The organism is Burkholderia sp. MS389, assembly GCF_016899425.1.
Taxonomy (GTDB): Bacteria; Pseudomonadota; Gammaproteobacteria; order Burkholderiales; family Burkholderiaceae; genus Burkholderia; species Burkholderia sola.
Genome location: NZ_CP045996.1, coordinates 627,648 through 649,128, shown reverse-complemented (window position 1 = coordinate 649,128; position 21,481 = coordinate 627,648). Strand labels below are relative to the sequence as shown.

At 69.5% G+C, this 21,481-nt stretch carries 14 protein-coding genes; 5 read left to right on the top strand and 9 right to left on the bottom strand.

Translation table 11 applies throughout. The features are described 5' to 3' along the window. Window positions 1–340: 340 nt before the first annotated feature. The 9 genes from GJG85_RS32520 to xylA all read right to left on the bottom strand — a co-directional run bounded on the left by GJG85_RS32520 (window position 341) and on the right by xylA (window position 13,304). On the bottom strand, window positions 341–1,717 hold the full coding sequence (locus GJG85_RS32520) for a sigma-54 dependent transcriptional regulator (RefSeq protein WP_050016758.1): 1,377 nt from the start codon (window positions 1,715–1,717) through the stop codon (window positions 341–343). Then, window positions 1,699–3,189: a HAMP domain-containing sensor histidine kinase gene (locus tag GJG85_RS32515; protein WP_089490445.1), complete on the bottom strand. Its 1,491-nt coding sequence runs from the start codon at window positions 3,187–3,189 to the stop codon at window positions 1,699–1,701. Before GJG85_RS32515 ends, GJG85_RS32520 begins: the two co-directional genes overlap by 19 nt. Before the next feature lie 371 nt (window positions 3,190–3,560). Next, window positions 3,561–5,699, bottom strand: a complete 2,139-nt coding sequence (locus GJG85_RS32510) for a LamG-like jellyroll fold domain-containing protein (RefSeq protein WP_050016834.1) — start codon at window positions 5,697–5,699, stop codon at window positions 3,561–3,563. Window positions 5,700–6,190: 491 nt separating this feature from the next. Continuing rightward, window positions 6,191–6,448 carry a hypothetical protein gene (locus GJG85_RS32505; RefSeq protein WP_239469006.1) on the bottom strand — a complete coding sequence of 86 codons (258 nt, stop codon included), beginning with the start codon at window positions 6,446–6,448 and terminating at the stop codon, window positions 6,191–6,193. Between the two features lie 114 nt (window positions 6,449–6,562). Further along, window positions 6,563–7,762 (bottom strand): sugar ABC transporter permease, encoded by a 1,200-nt coding sequence (locus GJG85_RS32500; RefSeq protein WP_089490446.1) that lies wholly within the window; start codon window positions 7,760–7,762, stop codon window positions 6,563–6,565. After that, complete coding sequence (xylG, locus tag GJG85_RS32495) at window positions 7,759–9,318, bottom strand: D-xylose ABC transporter ATP-binding protein (RefSeq protein WP_089490447.1); 1,560 nt, start codon at window positions 9,316–9,318, stop codon at window positions 7,759–7,761. Before xylG ends, GJG85_RS32500 begins: the two co-directional genes overlap by 4 nt. 64 nt (window positions 9,319–9,382) lie before the next feature. Continuing rightward, window positions 9,383–10,411, bottom strand: coding sequence for a D-xylose ABC transporter substrate-binding protein (gene xylF / locus GJG85_RS32490; RefSeq protein ID WP_050016752.1), 1,029 nt, complete (start codon window positions 10,409–10,411; stop codon window positions 9,383–9,385). Between the two features lie 87 nt (window positions 10,412–10,498). Beyond that, window positions 10,499–11,977 (bottom strand): xylulokinase, encoded by a 1,479-nt coding sequence (gene xylB / locus GJG85_RS32485; protein ID WP_089490448.1) that lies wholly within the window; start codon window positions 11,975–11,977, stop codon window positions 10,499–10,501. Between the two features lie 4 nt (window positions 11,978–11,981). Beyond that, window positions 11,982–13,304, bottom strand: a complete 1,323-nt coding sequence (xylA, locus tag GJG85_RS32480; protein WP_050016749.1) for a xylose isomerase — start codon at window positions 13,302–13,304, stop codon at window positions 11,982–11,984. A 263-nt stretch (window positions 13,305–13,567) separates the two neighbouring features. Between xylA and GJG85_RS32475 the strand changes: the two genes are divergently transcribed. The 5 genes from GJG85_RS32475 (at window position 13,568) to rbbA (ending at window position 21,480) form a co-directional block, all read left to right on the top strand. Next, on the top strand, window positions 13,568–14,761 hold the full coding sequence (locus tag GJG85_RS32475) for a DNA-binding transcriptional regulator (protein ID WP_050016747.1): 1,194 nt from the start codon (window positions 13,568–13,570) through the stop codon (window positions 14,759–14,761). Between the two features lie 27 nt (window positions 14,762–14,788). After that, window positions 14,789–15,877, top strand: coding sequence for an aldose epimerase family protein (locus GJG85_RS32470; protein WP_204384503.1), 1,089 nt, complete (start codon window positions 14,789–14,791; stop codon window positions 15,875–15,877). Window positions 15,878–16,112: 235 nt separating this feature from the next. Further along, complete coding sequence (locus tag GJG85_RS32465; RefSeq protein ID WP_204384822.1) at window positions 16,113–17,609, top strand: TolC family protein; 1,497 nt, start codon at window positions 16,113–16,115, stop codon at window positions 17,607–17,609. Then, window positions 17,606–18,679 carry an HlyD family efflux transporter periplasmic adaptor subunit gene (locus GJG85_RS32460; protein ID WP_124630154.1) on the top strand — a complete coding sequence of 358 codons (1,074 nt, stop codon included), beginning with the start codon at window positions 17,606–17,608 and terminating at the stop codon, window positions 18,677–18,679. The genes GJG85_RS32465 and GJG85_RS32460 overlap by 4 nt, the downstream gene beginning before the upstream one ends. Then, a complete protein-coding gene (rbbA, locus tag GJG85_RS32455; protein WP_089490452.1) occupies window positions 18,676–21,480 on the top strand; it encodes a ribosome-associated ATPase/putative transporter RbbA in 2,805 nt (934 codons plus the stop codon). The genes GJG85_RS32460 and rbbA overlap by 4 nt, the downstream gene beginning before the upstream one ends. Window position 21,481: the final 1 nt, after the last annotated feature.

The following is a 21,481-nucleotide window of genomic DNA, read 5'->3' as shown; positions in this document are numbered from 1 at the left end:
CAGGCGGCGGCATGGCGCCGGCCGGGTCTTCCGCACGCGGCGCCGGCGGCACCTGCGCCAGGCTGACTGTTGCGACGGCAACGAGTGCGGCAGCGCAGAGCATGCGATACGACCGGTGAACGGCGGCACGGCGCCGCGACCGCGATCGAACGACAGGCAGGTACGACTTCATGACGGGCTCCGGCGACGGGTTGCGATGCATCGATATCCGCAATACCCGTGCCAGCCTGAGAAGCACTGTGTGGCCGTGCGCCGAATCGCGAAGCACGTCTGACGTGTCGGATTTCCCGACACGTCGCTTCACCGGATGTCGGCATTCCCGACGGTCGAAACGGCGCGACTAGTCGTCCCGCTCGATCCCGAGATTCGCCATGCGCGCATAGAGCGACTGGCGGCCGATCCCGAGCTGCCTCGCGGCCTCCGCGCGATTGCCGTTCGCGCGCTCGAGCGCGTGCAGGATCGCCGCGCGCTCGACCGTCGCCAGCGCATCGGGCAGCGGCATGTCGAGCAGGTGCGCCGGCACCGCCTCGGCGCCCGACGCGCGCGCCGGCACGGCGGCCAGGCCGAGATCGGCCGCGCCGACGGCCGGCCCGGGGGCGAGCGCGGCCGCCCGCTCCATCACGTTGCGCAGTTCGCGCACGTTGCCCGGCCAGCGGTGATCGAGCAGCGCGCGCTGCGCGTCGTTCGTCAGATGCAGCGCGCGCATGCCTGCCGCGCTGCCGAGGAAATGCGCGGCGAGCGGCAGGATGTCGGCGACGCGCTCCGCGAGCGGCGGCAGGTGCAGCGGAATGACGTTCAGCCGATAGAACAGGTCTTCGCGGAACGTGCCGTTCGCGACGGCCGCGGCGAGGTCGCGGTGCGTCGCGGCCACGACGCGAATGTTGATCGCGGTCGGGCGATCCGCGCCGAGCGGCATCACCTGGCGCTCCTGCAATGCGCGCAGCAGCTTCGCCTGCATCGCGGCCTGCATGTCGCCGATCTCGTCGAGAAAAAGCGTCCCGCCGTCGGCCTCGACGAGCCGCCCCGCGCGATCGGCGTGCGCCCCCGTGAACGCGCCGCGACGATGCCCGAACAACTCGCTTTCGAGCAGATCGGCCGGGATGGCCGCGCAGTTCACGGCGACGAACGGCCCCGCATGTCGGGCCGATGCGGCATGCAGCACGCGGGCCGCCACCTCCTTGCCCGTGCCCGTCTCGCCGGTCACGAGCACGGTCGCGTCGCTCATCGCGGCGCGGCCGACCTGCTTTTGCACGTCGCGCATCGCGGCGCTCACGCCCAGCAGTTGCGGTCGGTCCGCCGACGGTTCGCCCGCGAAACCGCTGTCAGGCGGCGCGAGCGCGGGCGGCTGATTCGCCGACACGATGCGTTCGAGCAGTTGCGCGATGTCGCGACGCCCGATCGGCTTCGTCAGGTGATCGAATGCGCCGAGCCGCATCGCTTCGATCGTGTTGTCGCTGGTCGCATGGGCCGTCAGCATGACGACCGGAATCGCGGCCAGCGCAGGATCGTCGCGCAGTTGCGCGAGCACGGCCAGCCCGTCCAGATCCGGCAGGCGGAAATCCAGAAAGATGCATTCGATGCCGCCGCGGTCGCGCAACGCGCTGAGCGCGGCGCGGCAGGTTGCGGCCTCGACGGCCCGATGACCGAGATCGGCGAGCGTTTCGGCGAGGCTGTCGCGGAAGGCCGCGTCGTCGTCGACTATGAGGATGTTTGCCATGGAATTTCAATCACGAATGCGGCGCCCCCGTCGAGGCGCGCGTGCCCGCCATGCGCCGCCGCCACTTCGCGGACGACGGCGAGGCCGAGGCCCGTGCCATCCGCGCGGCCCGTCACGAACGGCTCGAAAATCCGCTCGCGCTGCGCGGCCGGCACGCCGGGGCCGCTGTCCGACACGGTGATGCACAGCCAGTCGCGCCCGGCGAACGCGCGCCGCTCGGCGGCGAGCGTGACCGCGCCGCCGTCGCCCGCGTGGTGCAGCGCGTTGAGCAGCAGATTGTCGAGCGCCCGCCGCATCTGGTCGGGATCGAAGGCGGGACGATCCGACGGCCAAGCGAGCCGCTCGCCCTGCCCCGCGAGCGATAGCGTCAGGTCGATCGCTTGCCGCTGCGCGAGCTCGCGGTGCGCATCGACGACCTGCGCGAGCCACGCGTCGACGTCGACCCGTGTCGCATGCGGGCGCACCGGCTGCGTCAGCGCGAGCAGGCTCGACAATTGCGCATCGATGCGCTCGATCTGCGCGAGGATCACGCGCAACGCGTCCTGCTGCCGTCGGCCATCGCCGGCCAGTGCGTTTTCCGCCTTCAGCCGCATCGCGCCCATCGGATTGCGAATCTCGTGCGCGACCTGTGCGGCAAGCTTCCCCAGCATGCCGAAGCGCTCGGCCTGCGCGAGGCGCGTGCGCAGTTCGTCGGCCTGCTGTTGCAGCAGGTCGGCGCGCCGCGCCCGCTCGTTGAACGCATCGATGACGCGGTCGAGATCGGGTTCGCCGACGTACGGCAGCTGATGCTCGCGACCGTCGGGCCCGAGCCCGCTCTCGATCCGCGCGAGATTGCGCTTCCATCGGCGCAGCGCCACGGCCAGCGCCGCCGCGATCGCCAGAATCACCGCGAGCACGGCCGCGAGGCCCGTGGCCAGCAATTCCCCGTGCCGGCCCAGCGGCGGGCGCGCACGCGTCAGCATCCACACGTACAGCCCCGATCCGCCGCGTACCGGACAGGCCGCCGCGATCACCGCATCCTGCGCGCCTTCGACGACGTTCGCCGTCGCGGCATGCGTCGCGGCCGCGGCGCGCAGCGTGCGGAGGATCAGCGGCGTTTCCGCTTCCGGAACGTCGTGTTTGACGCCGCTGCCCTGATAAGTCGGAAAGGAATACGCGAGAAAGCCGCTCGCCGCCGGGGCGGCGTCGGGCATCCAGAACCCGCCCTCCATGTCCGGCGCGCGGGACAGCACGATGTCGAGGATCGCGTGCATCAGGTCCGGGGCGGGCCCGGCGCCCGCCGACGCGGAAGACGCGCCGTAACGCGACGCGACCGCTTCGCAGGCCGACGCGCCGGCGGCCTTCGCGCTGGCCACCTGCTGACTCTCGGCGGAAGTCGCCGTAACCCAGACGACCGCGACCAGCGTCGCGCACAGCGACGCGACGAGTGCCCAGAGCATGACGAGTTGGGTGGAAAACGACGGACGCTTCATCGGATCGGGCTGGCGGTTGAGGACGACAGAATAGCGTATTGCATGTCATGCGAAGCGGTCACGACCGGCATGCATTGCGCCGACTGCTGGCCCGATCGGATCGGAACGGCAACGGCGCGCGCCAGTGCCGTCACGCTCGCCACTTGCATTTCGGTATCGGCGACAAATCCCGCCGATCGCACGCGCCTGGGCCGCCTTGCCGCCATCGACATACGTGTCCGCAATCACCGCCTTCGCCGAGCCCGCGCCGTTGCGCCGACCGTACTCAGGCTTGAAGGTACCTGCCCGGAAAATCGAACGGGAATCGAAAACGCCCGCCGCCGGAAATCCGGCGTCGGGCGTCTCGACCCCTCTTGGCGTGCGGCGCGCCCCTACCGCGCAAGCGCGGCGACTTGCCCCGCCGTCAGCGCACCGTGGTACACGCGGAAATCGCTCACCAAGCCGTCGAAGGCCGGATCGGCCGCGAACTGCGACCGCCCGATCCAGTTGTTCGCGGTCGGAGCGAGCCGCCACGGCGCGAGAAACGCGTCGGCCGCGCTACCGACTGCTGCGCCGTCGACGTAGAGCGTGGCCGTCGTCCCCGCCAGCGTGACGGCCACGTGCGTCCACTGCGCGGCTCGCAGCGGCGCTTTCGCATCGATACGCCGCTCGCCGTGCGCCCCGTTGACCGTGATCGCGAAGCGCAGCGCGCCGGTGTCGGCGAGCGGCGTGAGCATCATGTAGCGCCCGACACCGGAGCCGAAGTCGAACACCCGCGACCACTTCCGCACGGTGCGCGCGCACACCCATGCCGCGACCGTGAAATCCGACACGTCGGCGAGCACGCCCGCCGCAAGCGCGACGTAGCTGCCCGCACCGTCGAGCGACAGCGCATTGCCGCTGCGCCCCGGCGCGAACGCCGCCCCGCCGACCAGCGTACCGGGGTGCCCGTTGCCGCTGCGATCGGCGGCGGTGACGCCGCGCGATTCGTCGAACGGCAGCCAGATCTGCAGCTGCTGGCCGGTCACCACGCGCGCCTCCGCGGAATGCTGCGTTTCGCCGGTCGGCGTGGTTGCGCTCACAACGTAATACCAGGTGCCCGCGGCCGGGCTGTCCGTCCACGTCAGCGGATCGACGATGCCGGTCGCGACGGTCGCGTACGGGCCGCCCGACGCCGCGCCGCGCTTCACCGTATAGTGCGTGCCGTTCGCGACACCCCACCACGACAGCACCGCGCGCCCGGCGCTCGCGTGCGCGGTGAGCCCGCTCGGTGCGGGCGCCGGGCCGGCCGGATCGCGCGTATACATCAGCGTGCCGTAGCCGAGCTGATCGTAGCCGCCGCTGTTCGGCCCGTAGTTGCCGCCGCCACCCTCGGGCTGTGCGGCGAGCGCGAAGCGCTTCGACCACGGCGCCGCGAGCCCCTTGCGGTTCACGTAGTGGTTGTACACGAGCGCCCAGCACGGCCGGACCCCGCCCTGGCCGCCGGTCGCGAACTGCGTTTGCGTGACGTTCACGTTCGAGTAGGTGACGTACGGCACGTCGAAGAACGGGCCGTCGGGCGATTGGCGCAAATTGGCTTTCGCGACGTATTCGGCGCCGGCAAGAAAACGGTTGTTGTCGTACCCGTACAGATCGACGCCCTGATTCCACGCCATCTCGCAGATCGCGCCGGCCAGCGCGATGCCGAGCGTGTTGTGCCCCTGGTCGCGGCCGCTCTCCTGCCACTGGCCGAGATGGCCCGGATGCAGGTAATACACCGCCTGCGGTATCGCGCCGTTGCCGGGCCCCGCGCGGAAATAGTCGATCGCCTCGTCGAACAGCGCGCGGTCGTCGCACAGCACGCCGATCGCGAGGATCGACGCGATATTGCACAGGTCCCAGTTCGCCCAGTAGTGCGTGATCTCGGTATTGTTGTGACGATGCAGGAAATCGGTGTTGATCGGGTAGAACACGGTGCGCATCATCCGCTGGAACGCGGCGAAATCCGCGGCCGCCCAGCCCGGATAGCCGCGCATGATCTCGCCGGCATTCGCGAACTCGTAGCCGTACAGGCCGGCCGCGAGGTCGACGTTCGAATCGCCGCCCAGGCGCTTCAGCGTCGCCGCCCATGCGTTCATGATCCGCACGGCCGTGTCCGCATACAGCTTGTCGCCGGTCACCTTCCAGCGCAGCGCGCACGCATAGGCGGCGGCGACGTCGTTGTACAGGATTCCGTAGTTCTGCGGCCCGCTGCCGCCGCGATCGATCTCGACCTGCGGCCGCGGCTGCCACGACTGGCTCGCGTGGCCGTTCGCGATCAGCACCGACCAGCCGTCGAACCACGGCTGCGCGTGCGTCATCACCTTTTGCGCGACGCGATCGAAATCCGCCTGCGTATGCAGCAGGCCCGGATGGACGAAGGCCGCCGTCGAGCCCTGCGATACCGCGGCGAATGCGGCGCTCGCACCGCCGAACGTCCCGCCGCAGGCGAGCATCGCCCATGCGCCCAGACTGTGGAGAAACGTGCGCCGCGACATCGCGTCGTCCGACATCCATTCGGGTTGCGAAGCGTCGCCCGTGCGATGCGCGACCGCTTCGCGCATCGCGTTGTCCTTCGTCCAGTCCTTGCCGCTCATGCGTCTCCCTTGGTCGTTGCGGCCGCGCCCGCGCGCGGCCCTGGGTTCGAACTTCGTCGAAAGTGTGCCGCTGTCGCCGGAAGTCCCGGCACGGCGAAGCAGACGGCGGTTGGTCAGGCATCTGCGGAAGCGCCCCGCTTCGCCTGCACCGGCTCCGGCCGCCACACGTCATGCGATCCTGAACGCAAACGATGACAGTGGCGGGAAGCGGCGGCAACCGCGCATGGTGCGCGTCGGGATCGGGCGGGTCAATTACGCGTTGTAAGGAAACGGCCGCGTCAGCCCGCGATTCGGGGAATCGTCGTCCGCTGATCGGCGTGCGATTCGATTCGCCGCGTTGAGCGTCGACCGCGCGGCATGCGCGGCGCATTCGGTCCGCGGCCCGCGCGTCGGAGCCGCCTCGCCTTTCAACGCGCGTCCGCGGCAACGGCAGCGCGCTGCGACGCACCGTCCCGCTCGACTCGCTCGACGATGCGTGCCAGCCGAATGATGTCGGTCAGCGCGAAATCGGCTGCATCGGGCCGGGGCCGGCCGCACTGGTCAGCCATGCGCATCGCGAACGCGAGCGCTTCGGAACGCTCGCGCAGCAGCGCGCGCAGTGCATCCGCGATCACCTGCCGGTCGCGCGGGTCATCCAGGCCCAGCACGGAACCGGCATCCGGCATCCGGCATCGCGAACGGTCCGGCCACCCGCACGGAAACATCCGCCGCGCGCATCGTGTTTCGTTCCATGGTCGTCCTCTTCGTCGACTCGCGACCGACCGGCGCCGACCCGCACGTCAGCGCCGGTTCGACCGCGACACCACGTCGATCCACACCGCCAGCACCAGCACCGCGCCCTTGACGATCATCTGCCAGTACGCGTCGACGTCGAGCATTGACATCCCGTTGTCGAGGCTCGCCATCACGAGCGCGCCGATCAGCGCGCCGTAGACGGTGCCCGACCCGCCGCGCATCGACGTGCCGCCGATGAAGCACGCAGCGATCGCATCGAGTTCGCCCATCGAGCCGGCCGACGGCGACCCGGCCGCGAGCCGCGCCGTGTTGACGAGGCCGGCGAACGCGCACATCAGCCCCATCAGCGCGAAGATCACGAGCTTCACGCGATCGGTGTCCACGCCCGACAGCCGCGTCGCCTCCAGGTTCGACCCCACCGCATAGATGCGCCGGCCGAACACGGTCTGCGTCGCGATCCACGAGAACACGCCGAGCAGCACGAGCAGCAGCAGCACGGGCACCGGAATGCCGCCGTAACGGTCGAGCGTCGCGACGAACGCGAACAGCACGGCGCCCGCGCCGACGATCTTCGCGACGTCCTGCCACAACGGCGCGACCGAGAGCCGGTAGCGCCGCCGCGTGCCGCGCTGCCGCACCACCAGCAGCGTCGCGACCACGAACAGCAGCACCGCGAGGCCGTCCCCGGCGAGACGCGGCAGATAACCCTGCCCGATGAACACGAAGCCGTCCGACACGGGCGCGATCGTCGAGCCGCCCGTCACGCCGAGCAGGATGCCCCGAAACGCGAGCATCCCGCCGAGCCCGACGATGAACGACGGCACGCGCCGATAGGTCGACCACCAGCCGTTGAAGAGTCCGATCAGCACGCCGAGCGCGAGCACGGCCGGGACCGTCGCCGCAACCGGCCAGTGGCGGTTGACGTCGAGGATCGCGGCGACGCCGCCGAGCAGCCCGAGCAGCGAGCCGACCGACAGGTCGATCTCGCCCGCGATGATGACGAACACCATCCCGCACGCGAGCATGCCGGTGATCGACATCTGCCGCAGCAGGTTCGATACGTTGCGCGGCGTGACGAACGCGCCGTCCGTCAGCACCGAGAAGAACGCCCAGATCGCGACGACCGCGAACAGCAGCGCGAGCACCTTGTAGCGCGTGAAGACGTGGCGCAATGGCAGCCGCGGCGCGCGGCCGGCATCTGCATCCGGCGTCGCCGGGGTCGAGGAAGAAAGTTCGGAATTCATGTCGCACTCGCTGCGGTGGGTTCGGCCGGCAGCCGCGCGGGCTTCAGCGCGGCGCCGAGAATCTGTTCCTGCGTGAGGCCCTGGTTGACGAAATCGCCGCGCAATTCGCCCTCGCCGATCACCAGCACGCGATCGGCGAGGCCGAGCACTTCCGGCAGTTCCGACGACACGACGATCAGCGCGACGCCGCGCTTGGCCAGCGCGAAGATCAGCCGGTAGATCTCGGCCTTTGCGCCCACGTCGACGCCGCGCGTCGGTTCGTCGAGGATCAGCACCTGCGGCTCGGTCAGCAGCATCTTCGCGAGCACCGCCTTCTGCTGGTTGCCGCCCGACAGGCTCGCGATCGACAGGAACGGGTGGGCGGCGCGCACCGACAGCCGCTGCATCTCGGTGCGGATCGCGTCGAGCTCGGCGGCCGCGTCGATCCGCCCGCGCGCCGCGAAGCGCTGCAGCACCGCGAGCGTGATGTTGTGGCCGACGCCGAGCTGCGGCACGATGCCGTGGCGCTTGCGGTCCTCGGGCACCATCGCGATGCCGGCGCGGATCGCGTCGGCCGGCGAGCGGATCGACAGCGGCCGGCCGTTCATCGTCACGGTCGCCGTGCACGCGCCCGGATACGCGCCGAAGATCGCCTGCATCAACTCGGTGCGCCCCGCGCCGACGAGCCCGGCCACGCCGACGATCTCGCCGCGTCGCACGCTGAACGACACGTCGTCCACGCGCTTGCGGCGCGCGTTCGTCACGTCGCGGCACGTCACGTGGCGTACGTCGAGCACGACGTCGCCGATCTCGTGCGGCTCGCGCGGATACAGGTCGCGGATCTCGCGGCCGACCATCATCGCGATGATCCGGTCGGTGGTCAACGCGGCCATCGGCTCGGTCGCGACATGGCGGCCGTCGCGGATCACGGTGACCGTGTCGCACACGGCCGCCACCTCGTCGAGCTTGTGCGAGATGTACACGCACGCCACGCCGCGCCGCTTCAGGTCGCGCACGATGTCGAGCAGGATCCGCGTTTCCGACGCGCTCAGCGACGACGACGGTTCGTCGAGGATCAACAGCTTCGCGCGCTTGTTCAGCGCCTTCGCGATCTCGATCAGCTGCTGGTGGCCGCCGCCGTAGTTCATCACCGGCTGCGCGACGTTGATCGAGTCGATCCGTAATTCCTGCAGCAGTTCCTCCGCGCGCTGGACCATCGCCGCGAAGTGCATGCGCCCGCCCGGCAGCGTGATCTCGTTGCCGAGGAAGATGTTCTCGGCCACCGACAGTTCGGGCACGAGCATCAGTTCCTGATGGATGATCGCGATGCCCGCGCGCTCGGTGTCGCGCACGCCGGACGCCACGAGCGGCGCGCCTTCCCAGCGGATCTCGCCGTCCCACGTGCCGTGCGGGTACACGCCCGACAGCACCTTCATCAGCGTCGACTTGCCGGCGCCGTTCTCGCCGCACAGCCCGACGCATTCGCCGGGGCGCACGGTCAGGTCGATACCGTCGAGCGCCTTCACGCCGTCGAATGCCTTGACGATGCTACGCATCGTCAGCAAGGGTTCCGTCATTCGTTCATTGCCTCGCAGTAAGCGGCCGCCGTCGCGGCGGCCGCGCGTCGCGTCCGTCGTACGCTTACTGGCTCGCCAGCTGGGCCTGGGTATAGAAGCCGTCCTTCACGACGACGTCGACGTTGCGCTTGGTCAGCAGCGTCGGCTGCAGCAGCACCGTGTCGACCTTCTTCTTGCCGTTGTCGTACTGCGCGTTGAACGCAGGCTTCGTGCCCTTCGCGAGATCGACCGCCAGCTTCGCGGCTTCGCTCGCGATCAGCTTCAGCGGCTTGTAGACGGTCATCGTCTGCGTGCCGGCGATCACCCGCTTGACCGCGGCCAGATCCGCATCCTGCCCGGACACCGGCACCTTGCCGGCCAGATGCTGCGCGGCGAGCGCCTGAATCGCGCCGCCGGCCGTGCCGTCGTTCGACGCGACGATCGCGTCGATCTTGTTATTGTTCGCGGTCAGCGCGTCCTCGACGATCCGCAGCGCGGTCGACGCGCTCCATTCGGGCACCCACTGCTGGCCGACGACCTTGATGTCGCCGCGGTCGATCGCGGGCTTCAGCACCTTCAGTTGTCCTTCGCGCAGCATCTTCGCGTTGTTGTCGGTCGGCGCGCCGCCCAACAGGAAGTAGTTGCCCTTCGGCTTCGCGTCGAACACGCCCTGCGCCTGCAGCTCGCCGACCTTCTCGTTGTCGAACGAGATATACGCGTCGACGTCCGCGTCGAGAATCAGGCGGTCGTACGACACGACCTTGATGCCGGCCTTGCGCGCTTCGGCGACGACGTTGCCGAGCGTCTTCGAGTTGAACGGCACGATGACGATCACGTCGACGCCGCGCGAGATCAGGTTCTCGATCTGCGAAATCTGCCGCGCCTCGCTTGCGTCGGCCGACTGCACCGACACCTTCGCGCCGAGTTTGGTTGCGGCTGCAACGAAATAGTCGCGATCGCGCGACCAGCGCTCGACGCGCAGGTCGTCGATGCAGAAACCGATCTCGGGCTTGTCCTTGCTCGCATGGGCGAGCGGCGAGCCCAGTGCGAGGATCGCCAGCGCGGCGGCGCCGGCAAGCGAACTCAATACGGTACGACGCGTCACGGATTTCATGTCTCCACTCCTTGTTATGGAACCACTCACGAACCGCGGGCGGCCGCCGGATTGCACCGCCCGCATCGATTCACTGCAACGTGCGTGTCAAGCGCCCGTCGCAAACACCGGTTCGAGCGCCCGATACAGCGCGCGAAACGTCGGCCGGCGCACGTCGCGATACCACGCGTGCCGCTCGGGATCGGGCTCGCGCACCGCGACGACGGGCGGTTGCGGGCACACGTCGTCGAGCCGCGCACGCGGTTCGACCGCGAGGTGCGCGAGGCGCGCGGCGCCGAGCGCCGGCCCCACTTCGCCGCCTTCGCGCAGCGTCAGCGCGCGGCCGCTCAGGTCGGCGAGCATCTGCGTCCAGTACGCGCTGCGCGAGCCGCCGCCGATCACGGTGATGCTGTCGGGGGCGAGCCCGGCCGCATGCAGCGCGTCGATGCCGTCGAGCAGCGCGAAGCCGACGCCTTCGAGCGTCGCGTTCGCGAGATCGGTACGGCGCGTGTCGGGCGTGAGCCCGTAGAACACGCCCTTCGCGTTCACGTCGTTGTGCGGCGTACGCTCGCCGCTCAGGTACGGCAGGAACCACGGGCGGCTCGCGCGGGCGTTCGTCTCGGCATCGTCGAGCAGCGCCGCGACGCCGTCGTAGCCGGCCAGTTGCGCGGTGAAGTCGATGCAGCCGGCCGCGTTCAGCATCACGGACATCAGGTGCCACGTATCGGGCAGCGCATGACAGAAGCTGTGCACCGCCGATTCCGGATTCGCGCGAAACCCGTCCGACACCGCGAAATACACGCCCGACGTGCCGAGCGACAGCAGCGCATCGCCGGGCCGCACGATCCCGACGCCCACCGCGCCGGCCGCGTTGTCGCCGCCGCCCGCCACCACCGGAATCTCGCGCAGGCCCAGCGCCCGTGCGACGGCCGGCAGCAGCGTGCCGGTGATTTGGTTGCCCTCGAAGACGGCCGGCATCTGCGTGCGCGACAGCCCGCAGGCGGCGAGCAGCGTGTCGTCGTAATCGCGCTTCGCGACGTCGAGCCACAGCGTGCCGGCGGCATCCGACGAATCGGTCGCGAACGCGCCGGTCAGCCGGTAGCGCAGATAATCCTTCGGCAGCAGCACGTAGGCGATGCGCGCGAACACGTCGGGCTCGTGACGCCGCACCCACAGCAGCTTCGGCGCGGTGAAGCCCGGCATCGCGATGTTGCCGGCCACCGTGCGCAGCGCGGGCGCGAGCCGTTCGAGTTCGTCGCACTCCGCGTCGGCCCGGCCGTCGTTCCACAAAATCGCGGGGCGCAGCACGTCGCCGTGCGCATCGAGCAGCGTCGCGCCGTGCATCTGGCCGGTCAACCCGAGCGCGTCGATGTCGCGCGGATCGATGCCGGCCGTACGCGCCTCCGCCACGAGTGCGGCGAGCGCGTCGCAGGCGGCCTCCCACCAGTCGCGCGGCGCCTGCTCGGACCAGCGCGGCTGCGGCCGGCTCACGGTGAGCGGACGGCTCGCGCTCGCGCGCACCGCGCCGTCACGGTCGAGCAGCACCGCCTTCATGCCCGACGTGCCGAGATCGAGTCCGATGTACATGGCGTCAGCGCAGCCCGTAGATCGCCTGGTTCACGATGTTCTCCAGCCGCTCCTGCGCGCCGCTCGCATGCCGCGGGTCCACACCGCGCGCGAGCGCATCGGCCGCCAGCGACTCCAGCGTGTAGCCACCCGACAGGATCTTGCGGCCGAATTCATCGTCCCACTGCGCATAACGCTGCCGGCGCAGCGCGTCGAGCCGGTCGTTCTCGACCAGCACCGCCGCGCGTTCGAGCGCGAGCGCGAGCACGTCGATCGCGCCGACGTGGCCGTAGAACAGGTCTTCCGGATCGATGCTCTGGCGACGCACCTTCGCGTCGAAGTTCATCCCGCCGGTCGTGAAGCCGCCGTGGCGCAGGATCTCGTAGAACGCGAGCGTCAGCTCCTCGACGCTGTTCGGGAACTGGTCGGTGTCCCAGCCGTTCTGCGGATCGCCGCGGTTCGCGTCGACGCTGCCGAACACGCCGAGCGCGAACGCGTTCGCGATCTCGTGATGGAACGAATGGCCGGCGAGCGTCGCGTGGTTCGCCTCGATGTTCACGCGGATCTCGTCCTGCAGCCCGTACTGCACGAGAAAGCCGTGCACGGTCGCGACGTCGTAGTCGTACTGGTGCTTGGTCGGCTCCTGCGGCTTCGGCTCGATCAGCAGCGCGCCCTTGAAGCCGATCCGGTGCTTGTGCTCGACGACCATCGACAGGAAGCGGGCGAACTGGTCGCGCTCGCGCTTCAGGTCGGTATTGAGCAGCGTCTCGTAGCCTTCGCGTCCGCCCCACAGCACGTAGTTTTCGCCGCCGAGCCGGTGGGTCGCGTCGAGCGCATGGCACACCTGGGTCGCGGCCCAGGCGAACACGTCGGGGTTCGGGTTCGTCGCGGCGCCGGCCGCGAAGCGCGGGTGCGAGAACAGGTTCGCGGTACCCCACAGGAGCCGCACGCCGCTCGCCTGCTGGCGCTCGCCGAGATAGTCGACCATCCGCGCGAAATTGCCCGCGTATTCGCGCAGGCTGTCGCCTTCCGGTGCGACGTCGGTGTCATGGAACGTGTAGAACGGCGTGCCGAGCTTCGTGAAGAATTCGAATGCGGCATCGGCCTTCATTCGCGCGCGTTCGAGCGCGTCGCCGGGCTGGTGCCACGGCCGCTGGAATGCGGCCTGCCCGAAGATGTCGTTGCCCGGCCACACGAACGTGTGCCAATAGCAGACCGCGATCCGCAGATGCTCGGCAAGCGTCTTGCCGAGCACGCGCTTCTCGGGGTCGTAATGGTGATACGCAAGCGGATTGTCCGACTGCGGGCCTTCGTAGCGAATGGCGGGAATGTGTTCGAAATACGACATGGCGTCTCCGTGCAGGTTCTTGTTGCAGCGCAACGCGCGTCGCGGCGACGCACGCGGCCGAATTCGGTTGGCTGGATCGTGCCCCCGCGCCTGCCGGCCGGCAATTGCGAAATTGCGCAGCGCGCTTGATGTTTCTTGCCAGTCGTACGCGTGCGGCCTGCGTTCCGTCCTACAATCGCCGTACACCAGACAACCGCGCGCCGCCGTCGAGCGCGCCCCGGAGACAACGGCACGGCGCCCCGACGCGCTCACCCGACACCGAGATGACACGCGCCCCATCCGCCCAGACACCGCACCGCATCGCGCTGCTGTTCAACGCGAACAAGGTCTACGACCGCGAGATCATCAGCGGCATCGGCCAGTACCTGCACACGACGCGCGTCGTGTGGGACCTGTTCCTCGAAGACGATTTCCGCTGCCGGCTCACCGGAATCGAGCGTTTCGACGGCGACGGCATCATCGCGGACTTCGACGACCCGGCCGTCGCCGACGCGCTCGCCGGTTCGCCGCTGCCGATCGTCGCGATCGGATCGTCGTACGAGGACCCGGCGCAGTACCCGGACGATGTCCCATATATTGCGACGGACAACCCGAAGCTCGTGTCGCTCGCCTATACGCACCTGATCGGGGCCGGCCTCGCGCATTTCGCGATGTACAGCCTGCCGGTCGCGCAGGAAAACCGCTGGGCGCAGCAGCGCGAGCTGGCGTTCGACCGGCTCGCGCGCGCGGACGGGCTCGACGCGCCGATCTATCGTGGGCTGTCGACCAGCGCGTCGGGCTGGAATCACGCGATCGAGCAATTGATCGACTGGCTGCATGCGCTGCCGAAGCCGGTCGGCGTGATCGCGGTGACCGATGCGCGCGCGCGGCATCTGCTGCAGGCGTGCCTGATCGCCGGCATCGCGGTGCCGGAACAGGTCGCGATCATCGGCATCGACAACGATCCGCTCACGCGCACGCTGACGCGCATTCCGCTGTCGTCGGTGATCCAGGGCACCGAGGAAATGGGCCGCACCGCCGCGCACCTGCTGCACCGGATGCTGCGCGGCGCGCGCTTTCCCGGGCAGCGCATTCTCGTGCCGCCGGTCGGCATCAACGTGCTCGAATCGACGCGCCACCAGCCGCTGGCGAGCCCGCACGTGATGCGCGCCCGGCATTTCATCCGCCAGTACGCGTGCCAGGGGATCAAGACCGAACAGGTCGCCGACTATGTCGGCGTGTCGCGTTCGCTGCTCGAGGAGCATTTCCGGCGCGAACTGCAGCGCACCGTGCACCAGGAGATCCTGCGTCACAAACTCGAGGCCGCGCAGGCGCTGCTCGCCAGCCGGCAGGCGTCGAGCGCCGAAGTCGCGATCCGTTGCGGGTTCACGTCGCTTCAATACATGTACGCGGTGTTCCGGCGCGAACTCGGCTGCACGCCGCGCGAATATCAGGAACGCGCGGCCGCCACGAACTGACGCCCGCCGCCCATTCGACATCCACTCATGCACATCGATACCGATTCCTCACCTCTGACACCCGGCGTGGCACGCGTGCTGGCCGAGCCGTGGGGCGCGTTGCCCGACGGCGAGCCCGTGCGGCGCTACACGCTGCGCAACGCGCACGGGATGCGCGTCGTCGTCAGCGATCTCGGCGCGACCGTCGTGTCGTGGCTCGCGCCCGACCGCACGGGGCGCCTGGCCGATATCGTGCTCGCGCACGACACGCCGGCCGAGTACCTCGAATCCGGCGCCTATCTCGGCGCGACGGTCGGCCGCTGGGCGAACCGGATCGCCGGCGCGCGCTTCACGCTCGACGGCGTCGACTACCTGCTCGACCGCAACGAGAACGGCAACCTGCTGCACGGCGGCGCGAACGGCTTTCATCGCGCACGGTGGGACGTGGTCGACGACAGCGGCGGGCTGACGCTGCGGCTCGATTCGCCGGAAGGCGATGCGGGATTCCCCGGCAACGTGAGCGTGCAGGTGCGCTACACGCTCGACGACGACGGCACGCTGACGATCTACTATTCGGGGTGGACCGATGCGCCGACGCCGCTGAACCTGACGAACCACAGCTACTTCAACCTGAACGGGCGCGCGGGCAGCGACGTGCGCGGCCATCTGCTGCACATCGACGCCGACGCGTTCCTCGAAGTGGACGACGCGCTGATCCCGACCGGCACGGCCGACGTGACGGGCACGGCGTTCGATTTCCGGCACAGCGCGCCGATCGGCGCGCGCCTCGACTGGCCGCATGCGCAACTGGCGCGGGCGCGCGGTTTCGATCACTGCTACGTCGTCGGCAACGGCGCGCGCGAGGTCCGGCCCGTCGCGCGGATCTACGATCCGGAAAGCGGCCGCGAGTTGATGGTGTCGACCGATCAGCGCGGGCTGCAGCTCTATACGGGCAACTATCTCGACGGCCTGCGCGTGAGCGGCGGCACGCGCTGCGTGCAGCACGCGGCGCTGTGCGTCGAGGCGGGCGGGTTTCCGGACCAGGTCAACATGGACGGCCTGCGCGACGACGTGATCGTTCGTCCGGGCGACGTCTATCGGCAGACCACGCGGTATCGGGTCGCGGTTCACGCATAGCGTGCGGGCGTGAGGCATCGCCGGCACGCGAGCCGCGCCGGCGTCGACCGTAAGCGGAACATCGACTGACGCGAATTACCGCTGCCTGTCAACCGAGGCCGCCCTCGACCCGCATTCCCGCCGCAGTGATTCAGATCAAGGGGGCGCGCGGCAATCGTCGGATATAAGTGAACCCGAAGCGGCGTCGCCACGAGCGCGGCGCCATCCCGTGTTCGTGTAGCCGATGAGGAACCCCATGCGCGCCGTCGCGCTTCCGCCGCTGTTTCAGCCTGCCGCCGCGCGGCGCGTTCGTCTCGTTGCGCTGGCAGCCTGTGCGGGCCTGCTGTCGGGATGCCTGTCGCTCGCGCCACCCGACGAACGTCCCGCCGCGCCGATCCCCGCCGCGTTCCCCGATCCTGCCGCCCGCAGCGCCGCCATTGCGCAGGCGCCGCCCGCCTGGCAAGACTACTTCGTCGACGGACGTCTGCGTGCGTTGATCGAGCAGGCGCTCGCCAACAACCGGGATCTGCGCGCAGCGGTTGCACGCGTCGAACAGGCGCGCGCCGTCTATGGCATCCGCAGCGCGGATCAGTGGCCGACGATCGGCGCCGGCGCGGCCTACGCGCGGTTTCGCACACCGGGCGGCTTCCTGACGCCGACGCCGGTCATCGGCCAGGTCTACCAGGTCCAGCTGGCGGAGACGCAATGGGAGATCGATTTCTGGGGCCGCGTGCGCAACCTGAAAGCGTCGGCGCTGCAGCGCTATCTCGCGAGCGATGCGGCCCGGCAAGCGGTGACGCTGAGCGTGATCACCGGCGTGGCGGACGCCTATCTGACCCTGTGCGAGATCGATGAACGGATCGCGCTGACGCGCGCGACGATCGACACGCGACGCGAATCGCTACGGATTTTCCGGCTGCGTCACGCGGCCGGCGCGATCTCGCGGCTGGACCTGACGCAATCGGAGATTCTGCTGCAGCAGGCCGAGTCGCTTGGCATCCAGTTGCAGCAGGCGCGTGCATCGGCGGCCGATGCGCTGGCATTGCTCGTCGGTGCGACGCCGGCGCTGGCCGACGCGCCGCTGACGCTCGACGACGGCGCCGTGATGCCGTCGCTCGCGCCGGGCCTGCCGTCGTCGCCGCTCGCGCGGCGTCCGGACGTAATCGCGGCCGAGCACGAACTGCAGGCCACGCGCGCGAACATCGGCGCGGCGCGCGCGGCGTTTTTCCCGCGTATCGCATTGACGAGCGCGATCGGTTCGGGGAGCACCGCACTGCGCGACCTGCTGTCGTCCGGAACGGGCGTGTGGTCGGTGATTCCGAACGTCACGCTGCCGCTCGTCGACGGCGGCCGCAATCGGTCGAATCTCGCCCTCGCGCACGCCCAGCGCGACGAGGCGCTCGCCCAGTACGAGAAGACCATGCAGCGCGCGTTTCGCGACGTGTCCGATGCACTTGCCGCACGCTACTGGCTCGCCGACCAGGTTGCCATCGAACGGGCGACGCTCGCGTCCCAGGCCGAGCGCGCACGTCTGGCGAAACTGCGCTACGACAGCGGCGCCACCCGCTTCCTGGAAGTGCTCGATGCACAACGGGACCTGATGAACGCCGAGCAGCAATGGGTGATGACGCGTCGTGCGCTGCTATCGAGCCGCGTCGCGCTGTACGGCGCGCTCGGCGGCGGGACCACCGATACCGACCGCGCCGCCGCGGCATCGAACCACCTTTCCATCGATTCGGGTTCCAGACCATGAAGACCATCAAGCGCCCTGTTCTGATCGGCGCCGGTGCGGCCGTGCTCGCGATCGGCCTCCTTTACTACGGCTGGACGCGCTGGCGCGACGCACAGACGGACGCCGGGCTCGTCAGCGGCAACGGCCGCATCGAGGCGACCGAGATCGACGTCGCGACCAAGCTGCCGGGGCGCGTCACCGCCATGCTCGTCGACGAAGGCGATTTCGTGAGTGCCGGTCAGCCGCTCGCCCGCATGGACGTCGTCGTCCTGCGGGCGCAGCTCGACGAGGCGCAGGCCCGGGAACAACAGGCGGTGAACACCGCGGCGAGCATCGACGCGCAGGTGGCCCAGCGTCGCAGCGACAAGGCCGCGGCGGCCGCGCTCGTCGTGCAGCGGGAAAGCGAGCTCGACGCGGCCACGCGCCGGCTGGCGCGCTCCGAAACGCTGTCGCGGGACGGCGCGTCGTCGCTGCAGGAACTCGACGACGACCGCGCGCGCGCCGGCAGCCTGCGGGCGACCGTGAACGCCGCGCGCGCCCAGGTCGAAGCCGCGCAGGCCGGAATCGACGCCACCCGGGCCCAGCTCGTCGCCGCCCGCTCGGCGGTGACGGCCGCGCAAGCGACCGTCGCGCGCGTGCAGGCCGATATCTCGGACAGCGAGCTGACGTCGCCGCGCGACGGGCGGGTCCAGTATCGCATCGCCGAATCGGGCGAAGTCCTGCCGGCAGGCGGCAAGGTGCTCAATGTCGTCGATCTGTCCGACGTCTACATGACGTTCTTCCTGCCCGAAACGGTTGTCGGCAGAGTCCCGCTCGGCGCCGACGTGCGGATCGTGCTCGATGCGGCGCCGGAATACGTGATTCCGGCACGCGTGTCCTACGTGTCGAGCACGGCGCAATTCACGCCGAAAACGGTCGAGACGGCCACCGAACGGCAGAAACTGATGTTTCGGGTCAAGGCGCGCATCGACCGCGATCTGCTGCAGCGCCATCTGAAGCTCGTCAAGACCGGCCTGCCGGGTGTCGCGTGGCTGAAGACCGATCCGAACGCGGGCTGGCCGGCGCGCCTCGCGATCAAGGTGCCGCAATGAACGCGACGTTGCCCGTCGCTAGCGGTGCCGGTGCGGGCGAAGGTCCGCCCGCATCCGTTGAATCGGGCGTGGTCGCCCGGCTGTCGGGCGTCTCGTTGCGCTACGGCGATACCTGCGCGCTCGACGACGTGACGCTCGATATCCCGGCCGGCCGCATGGTCGGGCTGATCGGACCGGACGGCGTCGGCAAGTCGAGCCTGCTCGCGCTCGTGTCCGGCGCACGGGCGATCCAGCTGGGCCGCGTATGGGCGCTCGATGGCGACCTGTCGTCGCGCGGCCACCGCGCACGCGTATGCCGGCGCATCGCCTACATGCCGCAAGGGTTGGGTCGGAACCTGTACGCGACGCTGTCGGTCGAGGAAAACCTGCAGTTCTTCGCCCGACTGTTCGGCCACGATGCGGCCGAGCGACGCCGCCGCATCGACGCGCTCACGCACAGCACCGGGCTGCATGCGTTTCTCGACCGCCCCGCCGGCAAACTGTCCGGCGGGATGAAGCAGAAACTCGGCCTGTGCTGCGCATTGATCCACGATCCCGACCTGCTGATCCTGGACGAACCGACGACCGGCGTGGATCCGCTGTCGCGCGCCCAGTTCTGGGAACTGATCGACCGTATTCGCACCGCGCGTCCGGCGATGAGCGTGCTCGTTGCGACCGCGTACATGGACGAGGCCCGGCGTTTCGACTGGCTGATCGCGATGGACGCCGGCCGCGTGCTCGCGACGGGCAGCCCCGGCGACCTGCTCGCCCGCACCGGCTGCGACACGCTGGAAGCCGCGTTCATCGCGTTGCTGCCGGAAGCGCGCCGGCACGGGCACCAGCCGATCCGGATCACGCCGTTCCAGCCCGACGCGACCGACGGCTACGCGATCGAGGCCGACGGCCTGACGATGCGGTTCGGCGATTTCGTCGCGGTCGACCATGTGAGCCTGAAGATCCGCCGCGGCGAAATCTTCGGCTTTCTCGGCTCCAACGGCTGCGGCAAATCGACGACCATGAAGATGCTCACGGGCCTGCTCGCCGCGTCCGAAGGCACGGCGACGCTGTTCGGCCGGCCGGTCGCCGCGAACGACATCGATACGCGCAGGCGCGTCGGCTACATGTCGCAAGGGTTTTCGCTGTACGGCGAACTGACCGTCCGGCAGAACCTCGTGCTGCATGCGCGCCTGTTCGGCGTGCCGGAACCAGACCTGCCCGCGCGCATCGACGAAATGGTCGGGCGCTTCGGTCTCGCGGACGTACTCGATGCGCTGCCCGAACGCCTGCCGCTCGGCATGCGGCAGCGGCTGTCCCTTGCCGTCGCGATGGTGCACAAGCCCGAACTGCTGATCCTCGACGAACCGACGTCGGGCGTGGACCCGGTTGCGCGCGACGACTTCTGGCGATTGATGATCGAGCTCGCGCGCAACGACCGCGTCACGATTTTCATTTCGACGCACTTCATGAACGAGGCCGCCCGCTGCGACCGCATCTCGCTGATGCATGCGGGCCGCGTGCTGGCGAGCGCCGCGCCGGACGAACTGGTTCGCCTGCGCGGCGCCGCCACGCTCGAGGACGCGTTCATCGGCTACCTGACCGACGCGCAACGCGGCGACAGCGCACCGACGGACACGTCACCTGGCGCCGGCTGGCTCGCCGCGTCGCTCGACGCGAGCGACGCCGGCCGCGGCGCCGCCTGGTTCAGCCCGGCGCGCGCCGGCAGCTACCTGTGGCGCGAAGTGCTGGAGCTGCGCCGCGACCCGCTGCGCGCGACGCTGGCGCTGTTCGGTTCGCTCGTGTTGATGTGCGTGATCAGCATCGGCATCAGTCTGGATGTGGACAACCTGACGTTCGCCGTGCTCGATCGCGATCAATCGATGCTGAGCCAGGACTACGCGCAGCATCTCGCGGGCTCCCGCTACTTCGTGCCGCGCGCCCAGCTTGCCGATGACCGCGATATCGATCGCCGCATGCGCAACGGCCAGCTGTCGCTCGCGATCGAGATCCCGCCCGGCTTCGCACGCGACGTCGCCCGCGGCCGGCACGTGGAGATCGGCGCGTGGGTCGACGGCGCGATGCCGATGCGCGCGGAAACGATTCGCGGCTACGTGGCCGGCATGCACGAGAACTGGCTGCGCGATCAGGCGAAGCGCCGGCTCGGCGTGTCGCTCGTCCCGGCAGTCGACGTCGCGATCCGCTATCGGTACAACCCGGACGTCAAGAGCCTGCCCGCGATGATTCCCGCGATCATGCCGATGCTGCTGCTGATGCTGCCCGCGATGCTGACGGCGCTCGCCGTCGTCCGGGAACGCGAGCTCGGATCGATCGTCAACCTGTACGTGACGCCCGTGACCCGCGCCGAATTCCTGCTCGGCAAGCAGGCGCCGTACGTGATGCTGGCCATGCTGAATTTCCTGCTGATGGTCGTGCTGGCCGACGTCGTGTTCGGCGTGCGGATCAAGGGCAGCTTCGCGACGCTGGCCGCCGCGGTGCTGATCTTCAATGTCGTCGCCACCGGCATCGGGTTGTTTGCGTCGACGTTCACGCGCAGCCAGATCGCCGCGATCTTCATGACGATCGTCGGCACGCTGATCCCCGTCGTGCAGTTCTCGGGCCTGCTCACGCCGCTGTCGTCGCTCGAAGGCAGCGGCAAGTGGATCGGTACGATCTATCCGGCCACCTACATGCTCGCGATCAGCCGCGGCGTCTACAACAAGGCGCTCGGGCTCGCCGACCTGTCGTCCCAGTTCTGGCCGCTGCTCGCCGCCGTGCCGGTCATCATGGTGACGACCGGCGTCCTGCTGCGCAAACAGGAGCGCTGAC

Bases quoted from the DNA above. Each gene is read 5' to 3' on its own strand.
- GJG85_RS32510 (WP_050016834.1), bottom strand. From the start codon at position 5,699: ATGTCGGACGACGCGATGTCGCGGCGCACGTTTCTCCACAGTCTGGGC.
- GJG85_RS32460 (WP_124630154.1), top strand. From the start codon at position 17,606: ATGAAGACCATCAAGCGCCCTGTTCTGATCGGCGCCGGTGCGGCCGTG.
- rbbA (WP_089490452.1), top strand. From the start codon at position 18,676: ATGAACGCGACGTTGCCCGTCGCTAGCGGTGCCGGTGCGGGCGAAGGT.
- xylB (WP_089490448.1), bottom strand. From the start codon at position 11,977: ATGTACATCGGACTCGATCTCGGCACGTCGGGCATGAAGGCGGTGCTG.
- GJG85_RS32505 (WP_239469006.1), bottom strand. From the start codon at position 6,448: ATGCCGGATGCCGGTTCCGTGCTGGGCCTGGATGACCCGCGCGACCGG.
- xylF (WP_050016752.1), bottom strand. From the start codon at position 10,411: ATGAAATCCGTGACGCGTCGTACCGTATTGAGTTCGCTTGCCGGCGCC.
- GJG85_RS32470 (WP_204384503.1), top strand. From the start codon at position 14,789: ATGCACATCGATACCGATTCCTCACCTCTGACACCCGGCGTGGCACGC.
- xylA (WP_050016749.1), bottom strand. From the start codon at position 13,304: ATGTCGTATTTCGAACACATTCCCGCCATTCGCTACGAAGGCCCGCAG.
- GJG85_RS32515 (WP_089490445.1), bottom strand. From the start codon at position 3,189: ATGAAGCGTCCGTCGTTTTCCACCCAACTCGTCATGCTCTGGGCACTC.
- GJG85_RS32465 (WP_204384822.1), top strand. From the start codon at position 16,113: ATGCGCGCCGTCGCGCTTCCGCCGCTGTTTCAGCCTGCCGCCGCGCGG.
- GJG85_RS32520 (WP_050016758.1), bottom strand. From the start codon at position 1,717: ATGGCAAACATCCTCATAGTCGACGACGACGCGGCCTTCCGCGACAGC.
- xylG (WP_089490447.1), bottom strand. From the start codon at position 9,318: ATGACGGAACCCTTGCTGACGATGCGTAGCATCGTCAAGGCATTCGAC.
- GJG85_RS32475 (WP_050016747.1), top strand. From the start codon at position 13,568: ATGACACGCGCCCCATCCGCCCAGACACCGCACCGCATCGCGCTGCTG.
- GJG85_RS32500 (WP_089490446.1), bottom strand. From the start codon at position 7,762: ATGAATTCCGAACTTTCTTCCTCGACCCCGGCGACGCCGGATGCAGAT.